The organism is Nocardiopsis halophila DSM 44494 (assembly GCF_000341245.1).
GTDB classification, from domain to species: Bacteria; Actinomycetota; Actinomycetes; order Streptosporangiales; family Streptosporangiaceae; genus Nocardiopsis_A; species Nocardiopsis_A halophila.
Genome location: NZ_ANAD01000081.1, coordinates 11,687 through 30,645 on the forward strand (window position 1 = coordinate 11,687; position 18,959 = coordinate 30,645).

Below are 18,959 nucleotides of genomic sequence, written 5' to 3' on the forward strand. Positions count from 1 at the left end.
GGNCCGGTGAGGTCCCGCCAGGAGGTCATGGAGCGCGTGGCCGAGGCCAACGCGCAGTTCTACGGCGCCATCGAGAACGGCGACATCGACGCCATGCACCGGGTCTGGGCCGAGGAGGACGAGGCCCCCGACCTGGTGTGCGTCAACCCGGGGTGGCCGCTGCTGCGCGGCCGCGCGGAGATCCTCCGCGCCTGGGCGCTGATCATGGCCAACGTTCCCTACATCCAGTACGTGCTCACCGACACCCACATCGGGGTCAGCGGCGACGTGGCCATGGTGACGTGCGAGGAGAACGTGCTCACCGCCGAGGACGGCAGCCCCGGGTTCGTCGCGGGCGGCCAGGTGGTGACCACCAACATGTTCGTGCACACCGCCCAGGGGTGGCGGCTGTGGTCGCACCACGCCTCGCCGGTGATGCCGGACGAGGAGGAGGAAGGCGAGCAGGGAGGCGCACCCGCCGAATGAGCCCGGACCTGAGCATGGACATCAAGGGCGACCGGATCGCCCTGCGGGGGCTGCGGGCCTACGGCTACCACGGGGTGTTCCCCGAGGAGCGCAGGCAGGGCCAGTACTTCGTGGTGGACGCGGTGCTCGACGTGGACGTGAGCACCGCGGCGGCCACCGACGACGTCGCCGACACCGTGCACTACGGGGAGCTCGCCTCGGGCCTGGTGGAGGTGGTCGCCGGTGAGCCGGTGAACCTGCTGGAGGCGCTGGCCGAGCGGCTGGCCCGGGTGTGCCTGGAGGAGGGGCCGGTGCGGCGTGCGCAGATCACCGTGCACAAGCCGTCGGCCCCCATCCCGCACGAGTTCGAGGACGTCTCGGTGACCGTGGTCAGGGGGCGGCCGTGAGCGCGGAGCGCCCGGCGGTGCTGGCCCTGGGCTCCAACATGGGCGACCGCATGGCGACCCTCCAGGGGGCCGTGGACGCGCTGCTGGGGCCGCAGGCCGCGCCGGGGCTGACGCCGGTCGCCGTCTCGCCGGTGTACGAGACGGCGCCGGTCGGAGGCCCGGAACAGGGGGCCTACCTGAACGCGGTGCTCGTCGCCGCGTGCACGCTGGCCCCGCGCGAGCTGCTGGCCCGCACCCAGGAGGTGGAGAAGCGCTTCCACCGGGTGCGGGAGGTGCGGTGGGGGCCGCGCACCCTGGACGTGGACATCATCGCGCTGGGGGAGGAGGTCTCCGGCGATCCGGAGCTGACCCTGCCGCATCCGCGGGCCCACGAGCGCGCCTTCGTGCTGCGCCCGTGGCTCGACGCCGATCCCGGAGCGGTGCTGCCGGGGCACGGCCCGGTGGCGGACCTGCTGGCGGCCGTGGCCGGCCAGGAGGCGGACCGCCGGGGGGACCTGCACCTGGCCCTGCCGGGACGGGAGGGCTGAGGGTGTCCCGCGACGACCAGGACTGGGACGGTGACGAGCCGTCGCGGCCCGGCCGCCCCGGCCGGGGGGCCGGCGGCCCGGACGAGGAGGGGCGCCTGCATCCGATCGGGTGGCGGGTGCCGCTCGCCGTGGCCGTGGCCTCGGCCCTGGTCGGCTATGCGTTGGTGAACGCCTTCTACAGCACGCTTCCGCCTCTGCCGTGGACGGCGGTGCCGACCCTGCTGCTGCTGGCGGTGGGCGAGGCGATCACGGGCCACCACACGCGCCGTCGGATCCGCCGCGAGCCGGGGACCGAACCCATCGAGGCCCTGAGCGCCGCACGGCTGGTGGCCCTGGCCAAGGCGAGCGCGCTGTTCGCATCGGTGGCCGTCGGGGCGTTCGGCGGCGCGGCGGTGTACCTGGCGGGCCGCCTGAACACCCCGCTGCCTACGGAGGACTTCTACACGTCCCTGGCCACGATGGGCGCGGGCGTCGTCCTCTTCGCGGCGGCGGTCTTCCTGGAGTGGTCCTGCAGGGTCCCCGACGACGACGCGGAGGGCGAACCGGGGGCGGCGTAAGGCGGCAGGTCCTGTTTCCGGTCCGCCGTCCCTCGCCGTCGGCCCCTTCCATGCTCCCGTTCACGGCGCGACGTGTCCAAGGCCGCCGTGCCCGTGGGCTCCGGAGCGGCCCTCCGGTCAGTCCTCCCGCGCCCGGGGACGAGCGCATGGTCCGCCCTGAGCGTGGCTCCCGCCGTCGGCCCCGTCTGACGGGGTGATCTGTCCACAGGGTGTGGACATCTCCGGGCGTTCCGCAGACCGTGCCTGGACGGACGCATATGGGGACGGAACGCGTGCGCATGGGAACGCGGGGCGTGCGGCGACACGATGAACGCATGACTCAACGAACGGTTCTCGTCATCGGTGGCACCGGCACCGTCGGCAAGCGCGTCGCCTCCCGGCTCCGGGACCGGGGGGTTCCCGTGCGGACGGCGTCGCGCAGGGGCGACGTGCACTTCGACTGGGAGGACCCTGCGACCTGGGGCCCCGCGCTCGACGGAGTCGGCTCCGTGTACATCACCCCGCTCGACGCGCCTCCCCCGCAAACGCCGGCGCTGGTGGAACGGGCCGTGGCCGCCGGGGTGCGCCGCCTGGTGCTGCTGTCGGCGCGCGGCGTGGACGTGCCCGGACACTACGGCCCCGACACGGTCATCTCCAGGGTCCACCTGGAGGGGGAGCGGGCGGTCCGGGAGTCGGGGGTCGCCTGGACCGTGCTGCGGCCCTCCTGGTTCGCGCAGAACTTCAGTGAGGGGGCGTTCCGCGACGGGGTGCTGTCGGGGGAGCTGTCGCTTCCGGTCGGGGACGGCCGTTCGGCCTTCATCGACGTGGACGACATCGCCGACGTCGCGGTCGCCGCCCTGACCGGGGAGGGGCACGACGGCCGGGTCTACGAGCTGTCCGGCCCGCGCGCGCTGACCGTCGCCGAGGCGCTGGGGGAGATCTCCCGTGCGGCCGGCCGAGCGGTGCGCCACCGGGACGGCGGCGAGGAGGAGTTCATCGGCCGCATGGCGCAGTGGGGCCTCTCCACCGAGGAAGCGCGCATGTGGGTGAACGCCCTGACCCCGATCCGCACCGGCCGGGACGCCGTGATCGCCGACGGGGTGGAGCGCGCGCTGGGGCGCAGGCCCCGGGACTTCGCGGACTTCGCCGACACGGCGGCCGCGGCGGGCGCTTGGAAGGACTGACCTTCGGCCGCCCGACGGCTGCTCACATGGCGACACAGCGCGCCCGGTCTGCGGAAGACCGGGCGCGCGCTCGCCCGGGGTGGAGGCGCGGCGTGAGGCGAGGCCGGAGCCGCGTCATCCGGCAGGGGTGACCGTCTCCTCCGGCTCCTCTACGGGGGAACGGCGGTAGGCGGTGGGGCTCACCCCTTGGACGCGCTTGAAGGCGGCACTGAAGCCGAACGCGTCCGCGTACCCCACCCGGCGCGCCACCGCCGCCACCGTCATCTCCGGGCGGCGCAGCAGGTCCGCCGCCAGGGTCATCCTCCAGCCCGTCAGGTACGCCATCGGCCCCTCGCCGACCACGTCGGTGAAGCGCTTGGCGAACGTCGACCGCGACGTGCCCCCGCGCGCCGCCAGCGACGCCGTCGTCCACGCGTGCGCCGGGTCCCCGTGCATCGCCCTCAGGGCCGGCCCCACGACCTCGTCGCCCAGCGCGCGGTACCACCGGGGCGGCGCCGCCTCCGGAAGGTCGAACCAGTCCCGCAGCGTGCACACCAGCAGCCAGTCCAGCAGCCGGTCCAGTACGATCTGTCGCCCCGGCCTGCCGCACACCAGCTGCGTCTCCAGGTAGCCCCGCAGGGCCGCGCACTCCTCGTTCTCGTCCGGCACGACCAGAACCGCCGGAAGCGCCTGCAACAACCGGCGGGGAACCTGCTCCCGAACGTCATAGGCCGCGGCGAGGACCACCGTCTGCGCGTCGAGGCCGTCCTCCGCGCCGGGGCCCGCTTCGCCGTCCCCGAGGCAGTACACGTCCCGCCGCACGGCGGATCGGTCGGCGTTCGGATCGTCGGTGAGCGTGAACGGCTCCGGCCCTTGGACCACCGCCGCCTCACCCTCTGAGACCCTGCGCGCCTCCCCCTCATGCGGCACGATCCACGCGGACCCGCGCATCGGGATGCACAGGGTCAGGAAGGCGCCGTCGGTACGGCGCCTTCCCGACCTGAAGCGAAGCGACCACGGCGGCCTCAGCGCCGAGCGCCCGAACACCGCGCCCTGCCCGTGCACGCCCCGCAGGAGATCGTCGAACACGTCCATGGCGCAACCCTACGGCGGGGCCGGTTCGTGGTTCCCGGGGCCTCGGACACGAGGAGCAGGCCCACAGGCAGCCGTCGTCTGCCCGTGGCCGAACCGGAAGAATCCGGGCTGAACGGCCACCGGACGCCGGAGTTCGCGGAGCGTGCCCCGGCCCCTGCCGGTGTCCAGGCGCGAGGGCCCATGGCCTACCGCTCGCGTCGCGCCCGCAGGACGGTGTCCCGGGTGTGGTGGGCGCCTTCGGGGACGGAGGGGCGCGACCGGACCTCGTCGGTCACGACCGTCCACTCGCCGTCGGGCATCGCCTTCAGCACCCCGGCCACGTCGGCGGGCCAGTAGTAGTCGGTCGGGTCGACCTCGCGCCACTGCTGCGGCCCCAGGTCCCCGATGTGGTGCCCGACGTACAGCAGCGTGCCGCCGGGCGCCACCGCGGCCAGCAGGGCCTTGAGCGCGGCGTGCCCCTCCTCCTTGGGGAGCGGGAAGTACTGGGCCGACACCAGGTCGAACGGGCCGGGAGGCGGCGGCTCGGCGGTCAGGTCCGCTCGGGTCCAGGCGATCCGGTCGCCGAGACCGCCGGTCGTGGCGGGCGCCTCCGNCGGTCCAGGGCCACCTGGGAGATGTCGACGGCGGCGACGTGCCAGCCGCGCTCGGCCAGCCACACCGCGTCGGCGCCCTCGCCGCACCCGAGGTCGAGCGCCCGCCCTGGGGCGAGGCCCTCCACCTCGGCGACGAGCACCCCGTTGGGGTTGCCGCTGAAGAGCCTCTCCTCGCTGCTGTACCTGTCGTCCCAGGACTGTGCGTCCATGGCCCCGCCCTTCCCGCGCGCTTCGTCCACCGGCGGCCGTCGGCCACCGTGTCACGAATGTGCCCTCAAAGGCGGTTCACGGGCAAAGCCCGTTGCCGGACCGGCAAACCTTCAGGCGGTGTCCGGGGCGCCCGCCGGGGAGGGTGCGGGACCAGGCCGGGCCCGTGCTCGAGAGCGCGGGCCCGCCCTGGATCGACGGGGGGCGGCGCGGGCTATGCGGCGATGACCGCCGTGTTGCCGGCCTTGTCGTGCAGCGCCTGCTCGCGCGGGTCGAACAGGATCCACAGGCAGCTGATCCAGCCCAGCAGGAAGTAGATCAGCGCCCGCAGGAAGGACTTGCCCTTCTGGGGGTTGCCGAGCGTCTGCAGGTCGATGACGCGGAGCCTCATGGCGCGCTTGCCGATGGTGGCGCCGCGCTTGGACTCGGCCAGCGCCTTGTAGACGAACGGCGTGAAGAACATCTGGGCGTATCCGACGAGCATCCCGATGATGCCCAGAGCGATGAGGATGCCGGGCGGGTCCCCGCCGTTGGCCTCCGCGGAGGCGCCCATGGCGATCATGGGGAGAATGCCGATCACGAACATGATCGCCATCGCGACGAGCCCCACGACGAGACCGTCGATGATGGCCGCGGCGATGCGCTTGCCCTTGTCGGCGGCGACGGTCCCGGGCGGCAGCGTCTCCTGCCCGGGGTACACGTACCCCTGCTGGTAGTAGCCGCCCTGCTGGTAGTGGTTCTGGCCGTAGCCCTGGTAGCCGTACCCCTGCTGGCCATAGCCCTGCTGTCCGTACCCGGGCTGCTGCGGGTACTGCTGGCCCGGGTAGGGCTGCTGCCCATAGGGGGGTTGCGGCTGCTGGGGAGAAGGTTCCATGAGCAGGGTCGCTCTCTTCTTGAGGAGTCATGGGACGGGGGTCCCGCCATTGTCGCATTTGGGCCTTACGGCCCCCACGCGTCTGTGGCAGGCTCACCGTGCTCTTTTCCGACACCGGGCCCGGAGGGCGCTCCCCCATGCCTTTCACGCGTATCGGTCTGAGGACCCTACTCGTCACCTCCGTCACCGCCTCCCTCACCGCCGCCCTCCTGATCCCGCCTGCGACCGCCGAGGCCCGAGGCGCCCCGGTCGAGAGCGGTGCCGCGGGGGCGGCCGAGGCGTCGACCGCCGACTGGATGGCCGGGCTGCCCGACGGCGCCTCGCTCGCCTCCCTGTCGGTTCCCGGCACGCACGACACGGGGGCCTGGACCGGGACGGTGTGGAGCCGTACCCAGGACATGGAGCTGAGCCGGCAACTGGAGTCGGGCGTGCGCGCGCTCGACGTCCGAACGCGGCACTACCGCGATGCCTTCCCCATCCACCACGGCGCCGAGTACCTGCACCTCAACTTCACCGACGTGGTGACCGACACGGCGGTGTTCCTGAGTGAGCATCCGACCGAGACGGTGCTCATGCGCCTGAAGAAGGAGCACACCGAGGAGGAGAACACCCGCACCTACGAAGAGACCCTGGACCACTACATCGAGTCGGACCCGGAGACGGCCCCGCTCCTGGCCGAGCACCTGTGGCGCCCCTCAGGGGGCGAGCGCGTCCCCGACCTGGGGGAGGTGCGCGGCAAGATCGTCATCCTGCAGGACTTCGACGCCGGAAAGGGGTACGGGATCCGCTGGGGCGGCGCATCCACCGACATCCAGGACGACTACCGGGTGCCGACGCTCTTCGACATCCCGGACAAGTGGGAGAAGGCGCGGAGCCACTTCGAGAGGACCGCCGACGGGGCCCCGGAGACGCTGTACATCAACCACCTCAGCGGATCGGGTGCGCCGTGGGCCAACCCGCGGGAGGTGGCGACCGGCGGCCCGGGCTTCCGCGGTGTGAACGACCATGCGCGGCCCTACCTGAGCCGGAGCGCGGCCGAGGGGACGCTTCCGCGCACGGGGGTGGTGATGGCGGACTTCCCCGACCAGGAGCTCATCGGCGCGGTCATCGGCCACAACCGGACGGTGGCGGCACAGCGGTCGTGACCGCCTGAATCGGGGCGCTCTCCCGCCGGTAGACTTCCTCCGCCATACGGCCCCCGCCCCCTTCGAGAGGTCACCCGTGGACTCGTCCCGCGAGCAGCTCGTCGCCAGCATCTCCGCAGTGGTGGAGGCGACGCCCTCCGATCCCGTCCTGCGCCTGCACTTGGCCGAGCTCCTCCTCGACGGGGGCGACACGGCGGCGGCGATCCCGCACATCGCCACCGCGCTCCAGCAGGACCCGGCCTCGGAGAAGGCGAAGGCGCTGATGGGCAGGGCACTGGGCACCCCGGCCGCGCCCGCGGCGCCTGCCGCGCCGGAACCCGCCCCGGAACCCGCCCCCATCCCGGAACCGCCCGCCGAGGTGGGGCCCGAGCCGGCGGGGGGGGGGGGGGGGGGGGNGGTTCTCCGAGGGCGGCGGCACGGCGACCCTCGTGCGCGACGACGGAGCCGACGGAGCCGACGGAGCCGGCAAGGCGCGCGGCACGGGGGCGGCGCGACCGGGGGCGTGGGACCCGGAGGTCCCCGACCCCTTGGACGACGACGACTTCCCGACCGAGCGCGAGAAGATCACCCTCGCCGACGTGGCCGGGATGGAGAAGGTCAAGGAGCGGATCAACGCGGCCTTCCTGATGCCGATGCGCAATGAGGAGCTGCGCAAGGCGTTCTCCAAGAGCCTGCGGGGCGGCCTCCTGCTCTACGGGCCTCCGGGGTGCGGGAAGACCTACATCGCCCGCGCCATCGCCGGCGAGATGGGGGCGCGCTTCCTCTACGTGTCGGTCGCCGACATCCTCGACGGCAAGAGCTCGCGCAACGTCCAGGCGCTCTTCCGCCAGGCGCGGCAGTACAGCCCCTGCGTGGTGTTCATGGACGAGCTCGACGCCATGGGCGGGCGGCGCGGCAACATGGCGTCCTGGCTGCGCCCGGTCGTCACCCAGCTGCTGACGGAACTGGACTCGGTGGAGGACGACAACGAGGGCGTCTTCTTCCTGGCCGCCACCAACCACCCGTGGGACATCGACAGTGCCCTCAAGCGTCCCGGCCGCCTGGACCGCATGCTCTTCGTGCCCCCGCCGGACGCCGAAGCGCGCGCGTCGATCGTCGGGATGGAGCTGAAGGAGCGGCCTTCCTCGGACATCGACGCCCGGAAGATCGCCAAGCACACGGACGGGTTCTCCGGCGCGGACATCAGCCACCTGGTGGAGAGCGCGGCCGAGCGCGCGCTGCTGGAGTCGGCCCGCGCGGGCAGGGTGCGGCCGATCGTCATGGACGACTTCCGCGCCGTGCTCGGCGAGTTGCGCCCGTCCACAGGTCCGTGGATGGAGACCGCGCGGAACATGGTCGAGTTCGGGTCGGCGGACGGTGCCTACGACGAGCTCGCCGCGTACATCCGCAGCAACCGTTCGCGCAGGTGACCGCGGCCGATGTCCGTCACCGACCCGGGAACCGGCCTCGGCGAACTGCTGCGCCAGGCCGATATGCGCCTGGACATGGGCAAGCCCGAGGAGGCGCTGAAGCTCACCGAGCGGGGCCTGGCCTCCCATCCTGAATCGGACGCCCTCTGGACGCTCAGGGCGTGGGCCCAGGCGAACCTGGGCGCCCACCAGGAGGCCATCGAATCCGCCCAGAGGGCGATCGCCCTGAACGGGGACAACCAGGAGGCCTACGTCCGCCTGGGGTTCTCGATCAGGGACGCCGGGAGGGCCTTCGAGGCGTATGCGGCGGGGGCGGCCGTCCTCAGGATCGACCCCGATTCCGTGCGCGGGCACATCATCGTCGCCTCCTCCCTCGCGGACTGCTGGCGCAAACGCTTCCCGAACTCCGGCCACTTCCCCGCGCAGGCCCGTGCCGCGCTCCAGCGCGCGGTCGAGCTGGCCCCGGAGGACCCCTGGGTGCAGGTGCAGTGCGGCGTCCTCCTGCGATGGCTGGGGGACGACGCGTCCGCGGTCCCCCACTTCCGCGAAGCGCTCCGGCTGAACCCGGACCGGACCCAGGCCCTGCGCAACCTCGCCGAGATCGACCTCAAACGCCACCGGAGGATCCGGGCCCTCCGCTCCCTGCGGGCCGTCCTCGCCTTGGAGCCCGGGGACTCCCGGGTGGTCCGCTTCGCCTACGTCCTCTGCCGCAAGACCACCCGCGCCGTGGTGGCGGCCTCGGTCGTGATCGCCGCCATCTCGGCGGTGATGGCGCTGATCGCCTTCGATCCGTCGTCGGGGGAGTCCGACTCCTCCGCACTCTTCTGGACGCGGACCGTGGTCGCGGGGATCGCCACGGCGCTGACCGCGGGGGCCTTCGCCTACCTGGGGCGGATCCCCGTGGAGTTCCGGAGGTCCCTCCTCAGGCGCCGGGCGGGCGTGCCGTGGGCGGTCGCCTTCGCGCTGGTGCCGGTGTCCGCGTCGGCGATCGGGTGGACGCCGCCGTCCTGGTCCGGCGTGCCGCTGCTGGTGTTCATCGGGGCGCTGGCGTGCGAGATCGTCCTGGCGCGCACCGTGGACGGGGACGCGTTCTCCGAAGGCGGGGCCGAGCCCGTGCCCGGCTGGGGCCGGCCGGACCAGGCCCCGCTCCCGGCGCCGCCGGTCCGGCGCCTCTGGGCGCTGGTGCTCGACGGGGTCCTGGTCGCCCTGGCGTGCCTGCTGGTCTACCTGGTGCTGGCGACCTGCCTGGTGATCGCGGTGCAGCTGACCCCGATCCCGCAGGGGGCCGCCGCCCTGTACACCGGTTCGACCCTCGTCGTCCTCGGGGTCCTGGCGACGCCGGTCGGCTACTTCTGGCTGCCGACGGCCCGCACGGGGCAGACCCTCGGCAAGTGGGCGGCGGGCATCCGGGTCGTGGACCCGGAGACGGCGGAGCCGCCGACGAGGAGGGCGGCGGCGGTCCGGACGGGGCTGGCGCTCGGCTTCGGGGCCGTCCTGGGCCTCGGGCTCGCGGTCGATGCGGCGTTCCTGCTCAAGGACAGGCCCTACTTCCGGTCGCTCAAGGACCAGATGGCCGGGACCTGGGTGGTGCGGGCATAGTCCGCGGCGCCTCCCCGGCCTAGGAGTGGTACCAGGGGCCCCAGCGGCCTTCGTAGAAGGCCCGGCCGTTCCCGCTCACGGCGAGCACGATGATGAGGACCGCCACCCCGAACCCGACGAGGCTGAGGGTGATCAGGTTGAAGAAGGCCGAGATCGAGTAGAGGACCACGATGGTCCACATGATGCCCTTGCCGGGGCGCCCCGCTCTGACGCCCAACCAGGTCATGAGCCCGCCGATCGTCACGATCACCAGCCCGAAGCCCAACACGAGCCCGCGCGCGGACCCCTCCATGTCGAGGTCGGCGGCGACGTCCGGCGAGAGCAGGGCCCCGGCCGCCATGCCGGTGAGGATCAGGCCGATCAGATAGGCGAATCCCGCGCTGATGAACACGAACACCCGGATCGCCGTCACCGCCCCGGGGCGCTTCTTCATCGGCGGATGGCCGTACGAGGACGCGTAGGGGTTTCCGGGAGGCGCGTATCCGGGGCCGTACTGGACACCGGGAGGCAGCCCGTACCCAGGGGGAGGGGGAGGGGCGTACCCGGGCGGCGGCGGGGGCGCGTGTCCGCCTCCGGGGTGGAGCGGCTCATAGCCGCCGCCGGGCGGCTGGTGCGGGGGAGGGGGCTGCACGTGCTCGTCCCTTTCTGGCAGTACTTCCGGCAACGGCGGATCTGGAACGTGGCCGGTCCGAATCTATCTGTGGTCGCCGACTCCGCGGCCGTGGGGCGGCCTCGCGACCGGATGCGGCCGACCGGCGACCGCTCGCGCCCCGAAGGTGGTCTTCCCCTCGTCGTTGAGATGGAGCGTCGGTGACATCCCCCGGTAGCCCCAGACGGCGTCCGGGAGGGCGACCTGGGCGAGCGTCTGGAAGGCGTAGGCGGCCTTCTGGGAGGTGCAGCCGGCGGCCGTCTCCACGGGGGTTCCGGCGGGGACGGTCAACGGGAGCCCCGCGTCCGCCGACCAGCCGTCGGGGCAGTCGGTGAAGCCGTCGCCGGCGTTGTGGCGCTCAAGGCGGGCCTTGAGTTCGATCGCGCCGTCGCCGCCGTTCTCCAGGCGGACGAAGTGTTCGAGGTGCGTGTCGGCGTCGCGGATGCAGGTCCACCAGTCCACGTGGCCGATCGTCCGGGGGGAGCTGCACGCGGTGATGGAGGCGTCGACCTCGCCGGCCGCGGCGGTGGTGTTCTCCATGGCATCCGGGGGAAGTTCGGCGGAGGGCTCGCCTTCGTCGGCCTGATCGGGGGAGGCCTCGGGGGACGCATCCGCGGACGCGTCGGCGCCGGCCGATGGGGCGGGCGACGGTTCGGCCTCCCCGGAGGGCCCGGCGGGACCGGCGTCGGCCGTGGTTCCTTCGCCCGACCAGTGCAGTCGAGGGGCGAGCCGGACGGCGGTGAGGGCGGCGGCCGTGCTCGCGGTGAGGAGGGCCAGCCCGATCACGATCGCGGTGACCAGGCGTCTGCGCGGTGTCCGCCGGGCCTTGGGCGGCGCTAAGTAGACGTCGCCGTAGATGTCGCCCGCCTGAATGAGGTTGCCGTCGTTGTGCGAGCCGTGGTTCTGCTGCTTCCGGGGCGCGGGACGGTCTTCAGGGGGATGGGCGGCACGGTCGTCGTCCATGGGAGGTCCCGAGAAGTGGTGAGGGGAAACCGAGAGGCTCGGGATAATACAGGGAGTAGGTGTTCGGTAACGGAAAATGGGTGACTCGTCTCCCGCATAGGACGGTGACCTGCGGGTTCGTTGCTACAGGGGGGTGGACGCGCGCAGATCGTCAGTGCCTTAGGCCTGGTGTCGGACACCCCTGAGACGCAGAAGCCCCGGCGGTGGGACCCGTCGGGGCGAGGCTCTGCGAGGCGTCATGCTTCCTGGAAGCCGTTAGAGCCGATCATGTTTGATGCCTTCGAGGAAGGCGTGCCACTCGGCGACAGCGAACATGAGGTGGCCGGCCTCTCGGTGCTTGCTGTCGCGGACCGCGCTCGCTTGAGGGAGGTCGGCGACCTCGACGCAGTTCTGGCCGTGTGAGCTGCTGTAGCTGCTCTTCTTGAAGACGAGATCGTTGGATGTGGGCAGCGGAGGCATGGTTAGGAACCCTCGCGCTTCAACGCGTCCACTCGAGGCGGACGATCTTCTCCAAGCAGACCCCATCAGAGCTGGTCGCGTCTGGTTCCTGCTAGGAAGGCGTGCCACTCTGCACTCATGAAGGAGAGATGACCCTGGTCGGGGTGCTTACTGTCTCGGACGGCCGTGGTCGCTGGCGCGGTAGCCACTTCGACGCATGCTTCGGCGTTGCCGCTGTAACTGGACTTGCGGAAGTGCAGTGTCTCCACGGGTACCACTTGGGACTCTCTAGGTCTGGACGGTCTCTTCCATCAGCTTCTGGATGAACTCGATCGAAGGGTCGGGGCGCAGCGCAGCCCCCAGCAGGTGACCGTATACCTCGGTGTATCTGTCCAGTTGGTGCGCTTCTTCGACGATAAGTCTAGTTCCTACACCCTCGGTAAAGGCGAGAGCCGGGTCCAGGGGATCCTCGAACTCCAGGATGATGAACGAACCGAGCACAGCAGCATGAGCGCCCGCGCTGAACGGCAGCACGCGAATGTCGATGTTGGGGCGTGGTGCGAGGTTGAGAAGGTGCTGTAGCTGTTCGGACATGACGTCGGGCCCGCCGACGAGGCGCCGAAGCGCACCTTCATCGATCACTGCGTCTACCTTCGCGGGGTGGACGCCTTCGATTATTCGCTGTCGTTCGAGCCGGGCCTGCACATGCCGCTGGATCACCTCAGGGGCGTGTGCTGCCCCACCACGGAAGATCGCTTCGATGTAGCGCGGCGTCTGGAAGAGGCCAGGGACTACCTGTGCTTCGAAGCACCTGATGGTTGACGCCTCTGCCTCGAAATCGGGCAGTGCGCCGGGGCTGAAGACATCGCGATAATCGGCCCACCAGCCGCGTTGCTTGGCGTCGCGTGCAAGCTGGAGGAGACCGTCGCGCAGTGAGCCGTCGTGCACGGAGTACAAGTCCATCAGCTGTTCAAGGTCGTCCAGTCTGACGCCCTGATCAGCCTTCTCGATCCGTGTGAGCTTGCTGTGTTGCCACCCCAGCTCCTTCGCGGCAGCTTGGCCGGTCATGTTCGCCTGTTCGCGGAGTCGTCGCAGCTCGGCCGCGAGTCGCCGCTTGCGCACCGTGGGGCTTGGAGTCGGGAGGCGTGGCATGTCCCGATGGTAGCGCTGGCCTACAGCTCAACTTGAAAGAGTTTGCTGTCAACGCTCCCCAAAATCGCAGTTTGCGATTACTGTGTGAGGTCAACGGTAACCTTCTGGTCGCTTCGGCGGCCCATACGAGGGAGTCGTCCCATGTCCGTCATCTACCGTGCTCTCGTTGCGCTCTTTGCGCTGATCGGCCGTCGGGGAAAGCCCTGCCAGGTCGCGCGTCTGGAAGCGGCCGTCGCTCAGGCCCGGCGCTACACCCCGCCCCCGCGTGTGCCGACGCCGCCGGCCCCGGTGCACCGGCCCCGGCACGCGCGCCCGCGCCCCTACACCGCCCCGCTCGCCGTCCCGGACTACGCCCGGTTCTGCGAGGCCGCCGTGCGCCACCGCGCCCTGTGGCGCCTGACCTACGAGCCCGCCGACCGCGCCCCCTACCAGGCCCACCACCGCGCTGAGGACGACACCACCCTGGCCGCCACCGACATCGAGGCCCTGGACTTCGCCCTGAGCGAGTTCACCCCGCCCGGCCACGCCCGCAACTACCTGCCCGCCCCGGCCTCCGGACCCAAGGCCGCGCCCGCCCGCGCAACCGCTGCCACCGCTGTGACCGGCGCTCCGGCTGTGGGCGCGGTGAACGGTCCGGCCCTGCCCTCCGGCCGGCCCCGCCCGCCCGGCGACCTGCTCGCCCCGAAGCCGGCCCTGCCCACCGGCCCCGCCGGACTTTCGGGAGGGCCGCGATGACCGCCCGCCCGTCCGGCTCCGGCCCCGAGCCCGCCCCCGGATCCGACCCTGCTCCCGATTCCGGTGGGCACCGCACCCTGTCCCGGCTCAGCCCGGACCAGATCCGCATCGAGGAGAACGGCGAGCGGATCACCCTCACGCTCTCCCCGACCACCGAGATCGTGCTCGACCGCAGCGCGCCGGACCGCGACGTCCAGCACGACTACGTCCAGCACCTGGCCTGCGCGGCCCGCATCGCCCGGACCCTCATGCGCCGAGCGAGCCCGTGACCCCGCCCGACTCCGACAGATCCCGACAGACCCCGCCCACCACAGCCCAGAGCGGGGCCCTCCCCGAAGGAGGGCCCCGCGGGCGGTCGCCGGGACTTCAGTCCCCCTTCACCGAAGGCCCATGCGTCGGTCGCGCGCCCCGCCGAACATGTGCCCCATGTACCCACGCCTCCTCGCGGCCGCGACCGCCTTCGTGTCGGCGGGGGGCCCCCCCCCCCCCNNNGTCGGCGGCGGCCCTCTCCGTCCCCGCCGCGGCCCATGCCGCTCCTGCCTCCCACCGCCATTTCGACCTCCAGGCCCACCGCGGCGGCCTGGGGCTCGTCGTGGAGAGCACCCTGCCCGCCTTCGAGAACGCCCTTCGGCTCGGCGTGACCACGCTGGAGCTCGACGTGCAGATCACCAAGGACGGGGAGGCGGTCGTCACGCACGACCGGCAGATCAGCGCCGCCAAGTGCCTGGACACCGGACCCGCCTACCCGGACGATCCCCTCTACCCGTACGTCGGGCGCTACATCAAGGACCTGACCCTGGAGCAGGTGAGGACGCTCGACTGCGGCTCCCAGACGCTCCCGCGGTTCCCGGACCAGCGCGCTGTTCCGGGCGCACGGATGCCGCTGCTGAGCGAGGTCTTCGACCTCGTGCACCGCTACCGGGCCTACAAGGTCAAGCTCAACGTCGAGACCAAGGTCGAGGCGGGCGCCCCGGAGGAGACCGCACCCCGGGAGGAGTTCGTCCAGGTGGTCGCCTCCGAGGTGCGGTCGGCCCGCATGCTCCGCCAGGTGACGATCCAGAGCTTCGACTGGGGCGCGCTGATGCGCATGCACGAGGTCGAGCCGCGCCTGCCGCTCGTTGCGCTCACCAACCATGACTTCCTTGAGACGGGGGAGCCGGGGGCCTCCCCGTGGCTGGGCGGGATCGACATCGACGACTTCGGCGGGGACCCCGTCGCCGCCGTCGACTCCTTCGGCGCGGACGCCTTCTCCCCGGTGCACGGGTTCCCGCAGGACGGGACGGTGGACGACCCGGACTACGAGCCCTACGTGACCGAGGAGATGGTGGAGCGGGCGCATGGGCGCGGCATCGAGGTGATCCCGTGGACCGTGGACGACGAGGCGACCATGCACAAGCTCATCGACGACGGCGTGGACGGGCTGATCACCGACTACCCGGACCGGCTGCGGGAGGTCATGGCGGACCGGGGCTTCAAGCTGCCGAAGCGGTATCCGGGACCGCGGCCCCGGCCCCGCCCGTGACCCCGGCGGCCTCGGCGCGGTCCATGCGCGCCGAGACGGCGGCGAGCACGAGCGCGCTCGCCGGCAGCAGGGCGCCGGCCCAGTTGGGGGACGTGTAGCCGAACCCCAGGTCGATGACGAATCCGCCGAGCCAGGCGCCGATGGCGTTGCCCAGGTTGAAGAAGCCGATGTTGACGGCGGAAGCCAGGGTCGGGGCGCCTGAGGCCTTGTCCATGACGCGCTTCTGCAGGGGCGGCACGGTCGCGAAGCCGAAGACGCCGATCAGGAACACGAACACGACCGAGGCCGCCATGCTGTGCGCGCCCCAGGTGAACCCGAAGAGGGTGAGGCTCAGCGCGGTGAGCGATGTGAACAGCAGCGGCATCAGGGCCTTGTCCGCCAGACGGCCGCCGACGGTGTTGCCGACCACCATTCCGACGCCGAACGCGATCAGGACCCAGGTGACGCTGGAGGGGCTGAAGCCCGCCACCTCGGTGAGCATGGGGGCGATGTAAGTGATCGACACGAACACGCCCCCGAAGCCCAGGACGGTCATCGCCATGGCGAGCACGACCTGCGGGCTGCGCAGGGCGGCGATCTCGGGCATCAGTCGGGCGCCCTGAGGGCGCGGGATCCGGGGGATCAGGGCGAGTACGCCCGCGAGGCCGACGACGCCGAGCAGGGCGATGGCGCCGAAGGTGGCCCGCCAGCCCAGGTGCTGGCCGAGGAACGTCCCGGAGGGCACGCCGACCACGTTGGCCAGGGTGAGGCCGGTGAACATGAACGCGATCGCGGCGGCTTTCCGCTGCGGGGCGACCAGGTCGGCGGCGACCACGGCGCCGATGCCGAAGAACGCGCCGTGGGTGAGCGAGGCGACGACACGGCCGGCCAGGAGCAGGCCGAACGTGGGGGCCAGGGCGGTGAGCAGGTTGCCCACCACGAACAGGACCATCAGGGCGGCGAGCATCGGCTTGCGGCCGAAGCGCGTCCCCAGGGCGGTGGTGACGGGGGCGCCGAGGAAGACGCCGGTGGCGTAGACGGTGGCCATGTGGCCGGCGGTGGAGACGGAGACCCCGAACTCGGCGGCGATCCCGGGCAGGAGGCCGGTGACCACGAACTCGGTGGTCCCGATCCCGAAGGCGCCGATGGCGAGCGCCCAGAGGGCGAGCGGCATGGCCGCCGTCCCTCCGGTGCGAGGGCGGTGTGAAGAAGGCATGCGCCGACATTAGATGCACGCGCGGACTATTTGCAAGCGCGGGCTATATGCCCACGCGCATTATATGCTTACGCCTCTTCTGCCCCCACGCGGTCAGTTGCAGGCGGAGCTACCCTGGGGGCGGGCAGTGAGCGCGCAGGAGGCAGGCGATGGGCACCGACGCCATGGAAGAGGCCCCGAGGAGCGGCGGGGCAGGACTCGCGCAGGGGTGGTGCGCGCTGTCGCTCCTGCACGGGACCATCGAGACGCATGTCGAGAAGGCCCTCCAGGCCGGCCACGGGCTGAGCGTGCGCGAGTTCTCGGTCATGGCGGCGCTGAGCGACCGGAGCGGGTCGAAGATGCGGATGAACGAGGTGTCGGAGGCGGTCGTGCTGAGCCAGAGCGCGACGACCCGCCTCGTCAACCGCTTGGAGGACCGAGGACTACTGGAACGGGTGATCTGCCCGAACGACAGGCGCGGGATCTACACGGCGATCACCGACAAGGGGCGGTCGCTCCTGGCCGAGGCCAGGCCGACCAACGAATCGGCCCTTGAAGAGGTCCTGGACGCGGCCGAGAAGAATCCCGAGCTGGCGCCTCTTGTGCACGCCCTGCGCACGCACCGCACCGGAATCTGACAGGAGGCCGAGGGGCGCATCTCCCGGGGGAGCGGACTGAGAGAGGATCATCCCCCATGAGAAGAGTGACGCGACTCCTCACCCCTGAGGACGCCCCGGCCCTGGCCGAGTGCCTGACGGAGAACCGAGAGTTCATGCGGCCGTGGGACGCCCTCAGGGACGATCGCTACTTCACACCCGAGGGGCAGCGCGAACAGATCGAGGAGGCCCTGAGGGCCTACACGTCGGGGGCCGGGGCCCCGTTCGCGATCCTGGCCGACGACGGGTCGGTGGTCGGCCGGATCAACATCAACGGCATCATCCGCGGGGCGTTCCAGTCCGCGGCCATCGGCTACTGGGTCTCCAAGAGCCACAACGGCAGGGGGCTGGCGACGGCCGCGGTCGCCGAGGTCAAGCGGTACGCCTTCGGCCCCTTGGACCTGCACCGCCTCCAGGCCGAGACCCTGCCGCACAACACCGGCTCCCAGCGCGTACTGCGGCGCAACGGATTCACCCCGTTCGGGGTCGCACCGCACTACCTGAAGATCGCCGGCGAATGGCAGGACCACGTCCTCTTCCAGGCGCTCAACCCGGAGGCGGTGTAGACACCGGGTTTATCAGTGCCTGCCGGAGTAGTAGGACTTGTTGGCTCCGGCTCCGGCGATCATGGCGATGGAGACCATGAGCGGGAAGAGGGCCGGCTGATTCCCGGTATCGGCGGCCAGGTTCGACAGGAAGCTGAGGACTCCGACGAGAGCGGTCAGGCTGTAGGTCAGGATAGTGGCCCACATCACCCACAGCTTGGGGGTCGCCGCCTTCGCGCCGAGGAAGAACTGCCAGGTGCTCATGACGGCGAAGACGATGGCGAGCACCCCGAAGAGGACCAGGAACCCCTCCTCATCAGGATCGGCGGCGAAGAACCCTGTGACCACCAGTCCCGTGAAGATCAGGGTGAAGAGGGTCGAGAAGCCCGCAAAGATGAAGATGAAGACCCTGAGCGTGGTCACAGAGCCCGGCCTGGCCTTCGTATAGGGCTGGACATAGGGCCCGTACGGATACGCCCCGGGCGGGGGAGCCTGATAGCCGGCACCGTAAGGAGGCGCCGGAGCGGCCTGGGCGGCCTGGGAAAGTCCCCCGGGGTTCTGGTAGGGCCCGGGATAAGGATGCCCAGGCGGCCCGTGAGGCGGTCCCGCCTGCGGTTGCACAGGAGGATGTGCTCCATACTGCGACCCCTGCTGCCCGCCCGAGGGAGCCTGGCCAGGAGGATAGGGATTCATGGTGTCCTAACAATGATGGGGGTCCGATGACCGACGCACGAACTTACCGTCACCGCCCCGTCACTCGCACAGCCGCCTGACCGGATCCGGGTGAAGGGGCCACTTCCGGCCGGGGCGACATGTGTCACCGAGCGCCGAGACGGGGTGCAAGGCGATCAGGAAAAACCATTGGTCCCATCACGGAACACGTCGGTAGCGTGTTCCACGCACTCCCGGTGTGAAGGCGACGGATACTTCTGGTGTGAAATCACGCGGGCTCGCCATGGCCTGTCAACTCGCTTCTCAGCGGGGAAGACCGTCGCCGCCAGTGATCTCGGGAGGAGCGGAGACAGAGGGGTGCGCCCGGTGCGCAGACGGCGGTTACTTCGACTGAGAATCGAGAGGTCGCAGGTTCGAGTCCTGTCACCGGCACCGCCGGTGTAGCTCAATAGGT

The 18,959-nt window shown here is 71.4% G+C and carries 24 protein-coding genes and 1 tRNA gene; 14 read left to right on the top strand and 11 right to left on the bottom strand.

All coding sequences use genetic code 11. The features are described from left to right. Window positions 1–6 precede the first annotated feature (6 nt). The 5 genes from D450_RS34275 (at window position 7) to D450_RS0110505 (ending at window position 3,098) form a co-directional block, all read left to right on the top strand. Window positions 7–465: a nuclear transport factor 2 family protein gene (locus D450_RS34275; protein WP_017556224.1), complete on the top strand. Its 459-nt coding sequence runs from the start codon at window positions 7–9 to the stop codon at window positions 463–465. Further along, on the top strand, window positions 462–851 hold the full coding sequence (folB, locus tag D450_RS0110490) for a dihydroneopterin aldolase (protein WP_017538622.1): 390 nt from the start codon (window positions 462–464) through the stop codon (window positions 849–851). Before D450_RS34275 ends, folB begins: the two co-directional genes overlap by 4 nt. Further along, window positions 848–1,378 (top strand): 2-amino-4-hydroxy-6-hydroxymethyldihydropteridine diphosphokinase, encoded by a 531-nt coding sequence (gene folK / locus D450_RS0110495; protein WP_017538623.1) that lies wholly within the window; start codon window positions 848–850, stop codon window positions 1,376–1,378. Before folB ends, folK begins: the two co-directional genes overlap by 4 nt. A 2-nt stretch (window positions 1,379–1,380) precedes the next feature. Continuing rightward, window positions 1,381–1,935 (top strand): DUF3180 domain-containing protein, encoded by a 555-nt coding sequence (locus D450_RS0110500; RefSeq protein WP_017538624.1) that lies wholly within the window; start codon window positions 1,381–1,383, stop codon window positions 1,933–1,935. Window positions 1,936–2,249: 314 nt separating this feature from the next. Then, window positions 2,250–3,098, top strand: coding sequence for an NAD(P)H-binding protein (locus tag D450_RS0110505; RefSeq protein WP_017538625.1), 849 nt, complete (start codon window positions 2,250–2,252; stop codon window positions 3,096–3,098). A 114-nt stretch (window positions 3,099–3,212) separates the two neighbouring features. On the opposite strand, the gene D450_RS0110510 is transcribed toward D450_RS0110505, so the two are convergent. From D450_RS0110510 to D450_RS0110520, 4 genes are all read right to left on the bottom strand, one after another. Further along, window positions 3,213–4,172: an AraC family transcriptional regulator gene (locus D450_RS0110510; protein ID WP_017538626.1), complete on the bottom strand. Its 960-nt coding sequence runs from the start codon at window positions 4,170–4,172 to the stop codon at window positions 3,213–3,215. A 185-nt stretch (window positions 4,173–4,357) separates the two neighbouring features. Continuing rightward, complete coding sequence (locus tag D450_RS35415; RefSeq protein WP_338037966.1) at window positions 4,358–4,666, bottom strand: hypothetical protein; 309 nt, start codon at window positions 4,664–4,666, stop codon at window positions 4,358–4,360. A 35-nt stretch (window positions 4,667–4,701) separates the two neighbouring features. Beyond that, window positions 4,702–4,974, bottom strand: coding sequence for a class I SAM-dependent methyltransferase (locus D450_RS35420; RefSeq protein ID WP_338037967.1), 273 nt, complete (start codon window positions 4,972–4,974; stop codon window positions 4,702–4,704). A 212-nt stretch (window positions 4,975–5,186) separates the two neighbouring features. Continuing rightward, window positions 5,187–5,846, bottom strand: a complete 660-nt coding sequence (locus D450_RS0110520) for an RDD family protein (RefSeq protein WP_017538627.1) — start codon at window positions 5,844–5,846, stop codon at window positions 5,187–5,189. Window positions 5,847–5,983: 137 nt separating this feature from the next. On the opposite strand from D450_RS0110520, the gene D450_RS0110525 reads away from it, so the two are divergent. The 3 genes from D450_RS0110525 to D450_RS0110535 all read left to right on the top strand — a co-directional run bounded on the left by D450_RS0110525 (window position 5,984) and on the right by D450_RS0110535 (window position 9,999). Beyond that, a complete protein-coding gene (locus D450_RS0110525; protein ID WP_017538628.1) occupies window positions 5,984–6,991 on the top strand; it encodes a phosphatidylinositol-specific phospholipase C in 1,008 nt (335 codons plus the stop codon). A 428-nt stretch (window positions 6,992–7,419) separates the two neighbouring features. Next, window positions 7,420–8,400 (top strand): ATP-binding protein, encoded by a 981-nt coding sequence (locus D450_RS0110530; protein ID WP_017538629.1) that lies wholly within the window; start codon window positions 7,420–7,422, stop codon window positions 8,398–8,400. 9 nt (window positions 8,401–8,409) lie between these two features. Then, window positions 8,410–9,999 (top strand): RDD family protein, encoded by a 1,590-nt coding sequence (locus D450_RS0110535; protein ID WP_017538630.1) that lies wholly within the window; start codon window positions 8,410–8,412, stop codon window positions 9,997–9,999. A 19-nt stretch (window positions 10,000–10,018) separates the two neighbouring features. On the opposite strand, the gene D450_RS0110540 is transcribed toward D450_RS0110535, so the two are convergent. The 5 genes from D450_RS0110540 to D450_RS0110555 form a co-directional block, all read right to left on the bottom strand. Further along, a complete protein-coding gene (locus D450_RS0110540) occupies window positions 10,019–10,432 on the bottom strand; it encodes a hypothetical protein (RefSeq protein ID WP_017538631.1) in 414 nt (137 codons plus the stop codon). Between the two features lie 261 nt (window positions 10,433–10,693). Then, a complete protein-coding gene (locus tag D450_RS0110545) occupies window positions 10,694–11,611 on the bottom strand; it encodes a hypothetical protein (RefSeq protein ID WP_017538632.1) in 918 nt (305 codons plus the stop codon). Between the two features lie 255 nt (window positions 11,612–11,866). Then, complete coding sequence (locus D450_RS0110550; RefSeq protein WP_017538633.1) at window positions 11,867–12,070, bottom strand: DUF397 domain-containing protein; 204 nt, start codon at window positions 12,068–12,070, stop codon at window positions 11,867–11,869. A 65-nt stretch (window positions 12,071–12,135) separates the two neighbouring features. Next, a complete protein-coding gene (locus D450_RS32395; protein WP_083932596.1) occupies window positions 12,136–12,327 on the bottom strand; it encodes a DUF397 domain-containing protein in 192 nt (63 codons plus the stop codon). 10 nt (window positions 12,328–12,337) lie between these two features. Beyond that, window positions 12,338–13,201 (bottom strand): helix-turn-helix domain-containing protein, encoded by an 864-nt coding sequence (locus D450_RS0110555; protein WP_083932597.1) that lies wholly within the window; start codon window positions 13,199–13,201, stop codon window positions 12,338–12,340. A gap of 141 nt (window positions 13,202–13,342) precedes the next feature. On the opposite strand from D450_RS0110555, the gene D450_RS29950 reads away from it, so the two are divergent. The 3 genes from D450_RS29950 to D450_RS29955 all read left to right on the top strand — a co-directional run bounded on the left by D450_RS29950 (window position 13,343) and on the right by D450_RS29955 (window position 15,458). Then, a complete protein-coding gene (locus D450_RS29950; protein ID WP_152520821.1) occupies window positions 13,343–13,936 on the top strand; it encodes a hypothetical protein in 594 nt (197 codons plus the stop codon). Beyond that, the gene (locus tag D450_RS0110565) at window positions 13,933–14,205 is read left to right on the top strand and encodes a hypothetical protein (protein WP_017538636.1); all 273 of its coding nucleotides are present in this window, start codon (window positions 13,933–13,935) and stop codon (window positions 14,203–14,205) included. The genes D450_RS29950 and D450_RS0110565 overlap by 4 nt, the downstream gene beginning before the upstream one ends. Window positions 14,206–14,528: 323 nt before the next feature. Then, window positions 14,529–15,458 (top strand): glycerophosphodiester phosphodiesterase family protein, encoded by a 930-nt coding sequence (locus D450_RS29955; RefSeq protein ID WP_017538637.1) that lies wholly within the window; start codon window positions 14,529–14,531, stop codon window positions 15,456–15,458. On the opposite strand, the gene D450_RS0110575 is transcribed toward D450_RS29955, so the two are convergent. Next, on the bottom strand, window positions 15,409–16,611 hold the full coding sequence (locus tag D450_RS0110575) for an MFS transporter (protein ID WP_017538638.1): 1,203 nt from the start codon (window positions 16,609–16,611) through the stop codon (window positions 15,409–15,411). The two genes, D450_RS29955 and D450_RS0110575, sit on opposite strands and share 50 nt — an antisense overlap. A 191-nt stretch (window positions 16,612–16,802) precedes the next feature. Here D450_RS0110575 and D450_RS0110580 point away from each other — a divergent pair, with 191 nt between their 5' ends. Both D450_RS0110580 and D450_RS0110585 read left to right on the top strand, forming a co-directional pair. Continuing rightward, the gene (locus tag D450_RS0110580) at window positions 16,803–17,270 is read left to right on the top strand and encodes a MarR family winged helix-turn-helix transcriptional regulator (protein ID WP_017538639.1); all 468 of its coding nucleotides are present in this window, start codon (window positions 16,803–16,805) and stop codon (window positions 17,268–17,270) included. A 65-nt stretch (window positions 17,271–17,335) separates the two neighbouring features. Continuing rightward, entirely contained in the window at window positions 17,336–17,854 is a 519-nt protein-coding gene (locus D450_RS0110585; RefSeq protein WP_017538640.1) for a GNAT family N-acetyltransferase, read from the top strand. A 12-nt stretch (window positions 17,855–17,866) separates the two neighbouring features. On the opposite strand, the gene D450_RS0110590 is transcribed toward D450_RS0110585, so the two are convergent. Then, the gene (locus D450_RS0110590; protein ID WP_017538641.1) at window positions 17,867–18,256 is read right to left on the bottom strand and encodes a hypothetical protein; all 390 of its coding nucleotides are present in this window, start codon (window positions 18,254–18,256) and stop codon (window positions 17,867–17,869) included. Window positions 18,257–18,866: 610 nt separating this feature from the next. Here D450_RS0110590 and D450_RS0110595 point away from each other — a divergent pair. After that, window positions 18,867–18,937 (top strand) — tRNA-Leu (locus D450_RS0110595). The last annotated feature ends 22 nt before the right edge of the window (window positions 18,938–18,959 follow it).

What these genes read in the sequence shown, in the direction of transcription:
- folB (WP_017538622.1), top strand. Translation starts at nt 462, where the DNA reads ATGAGCCCGGACCTGAGCATGGACATCAAGGGCGACCGGATCGCCCTG.
- D450_RS0110505 (WP_017538625.1), top strand. Translation starts at nt 2,250, where the DNA reads ATGACTCAACGAACGGTTCTCGTCATCGGTGGCACCGGCACCGTCGGC.
- D450_RS0110510 (WP_017538626.1), bottom strand. Translation starts at nt 4,172, where the DNA reads ATGGACGTGTTCGACGATCTCCTGCGGGGCGTGCACGGGCAGGGCGCG.
- D450_RS0110520 (WP_017538627.1), bottom strand. Translation starts at nt 5,846, where the DNA reads ATGGAACCTTCTCCCCAGCAGCCGCAACCCCCCTATGGGCAGCAGCCC.
- D450_RS0110525 (WP_017538628.1), top strand. Translation starts at nt 5,984, where the DNA reads ATGCCTTTCACGCGTATCGGTCTGAGGACCCTACTCGTCACCTCCGTC.
- D450_RS0110535 (WP_017538630.1), top strand. Translation starts at nt 8,410, where the DNA reads ATGTCCGTCACCGACCCGGGAACCGGCCTCGGCGAACTGCTGCGCCAG.
- D450_RS0110540 (WP_017538631.1), bottom strand. Translation starts at nt 10,432, where the DNA reads ATGAAGAAGCGCCCCGGGGCGGTGACGGCGATCCGGGTGTTCGTGTTC.
- D450_RS0110545 (WP_017538632.1), bottom strand. Translation starts at nt 11,611, where the DNA reads ATGGACGACGACCGTGCCGCCCATCCCCCTGAAGACCGTCCCGCGCCC.
- D450_RS0110550 (WP_017538633.1), bottom strand. Translation starts at nt 12,070, where the DNA reads ATGCCTCCGCTGCCCACATCCAACGATCTCGTCTTCAAGAAGAGCAGC.
- D450_RS0110555 (WP_083932597.1), bottom strand. Translation starts at nt 13,201, where the DNA reads ATGCCACGCCTCCCGACTCCAAGCCCCACGGTGCGCAAGCGGCGACTC.
- D450_RS29950 (WP_152520821.1), top strand. Translation starts at nt 13,343, where the DNA reads ATGTCCGTCATCTACCGTGCTCTCGTTGCGCTCTTTGCGCTGATCGGC.
- D450_RS0110565 (WP_017538636.1), top strand. Translation starts at nt 13,933, where the DNA reads ATGACCGCCCGCCCGTCCGGCTCCGGCCCCGAGCCCGCCCCCGGATCC.
- D450_RS0110575 (WP_017538638.1), bottom strand. Translation starts at nt 16,611, where the DNA reads ATGCCGCTCGCCCTCTGGGCGCTCGCCATCGGCGCCTTCGGGATCGGG.
- D450_RS0110580 (WP_017538639.1), top strand. Translation starts at nt 16,803, where the DNA reads ATGGGCACCGACGCCATGGAAGAGGCCCCGAGGAGCGGCGGGGCAGGA.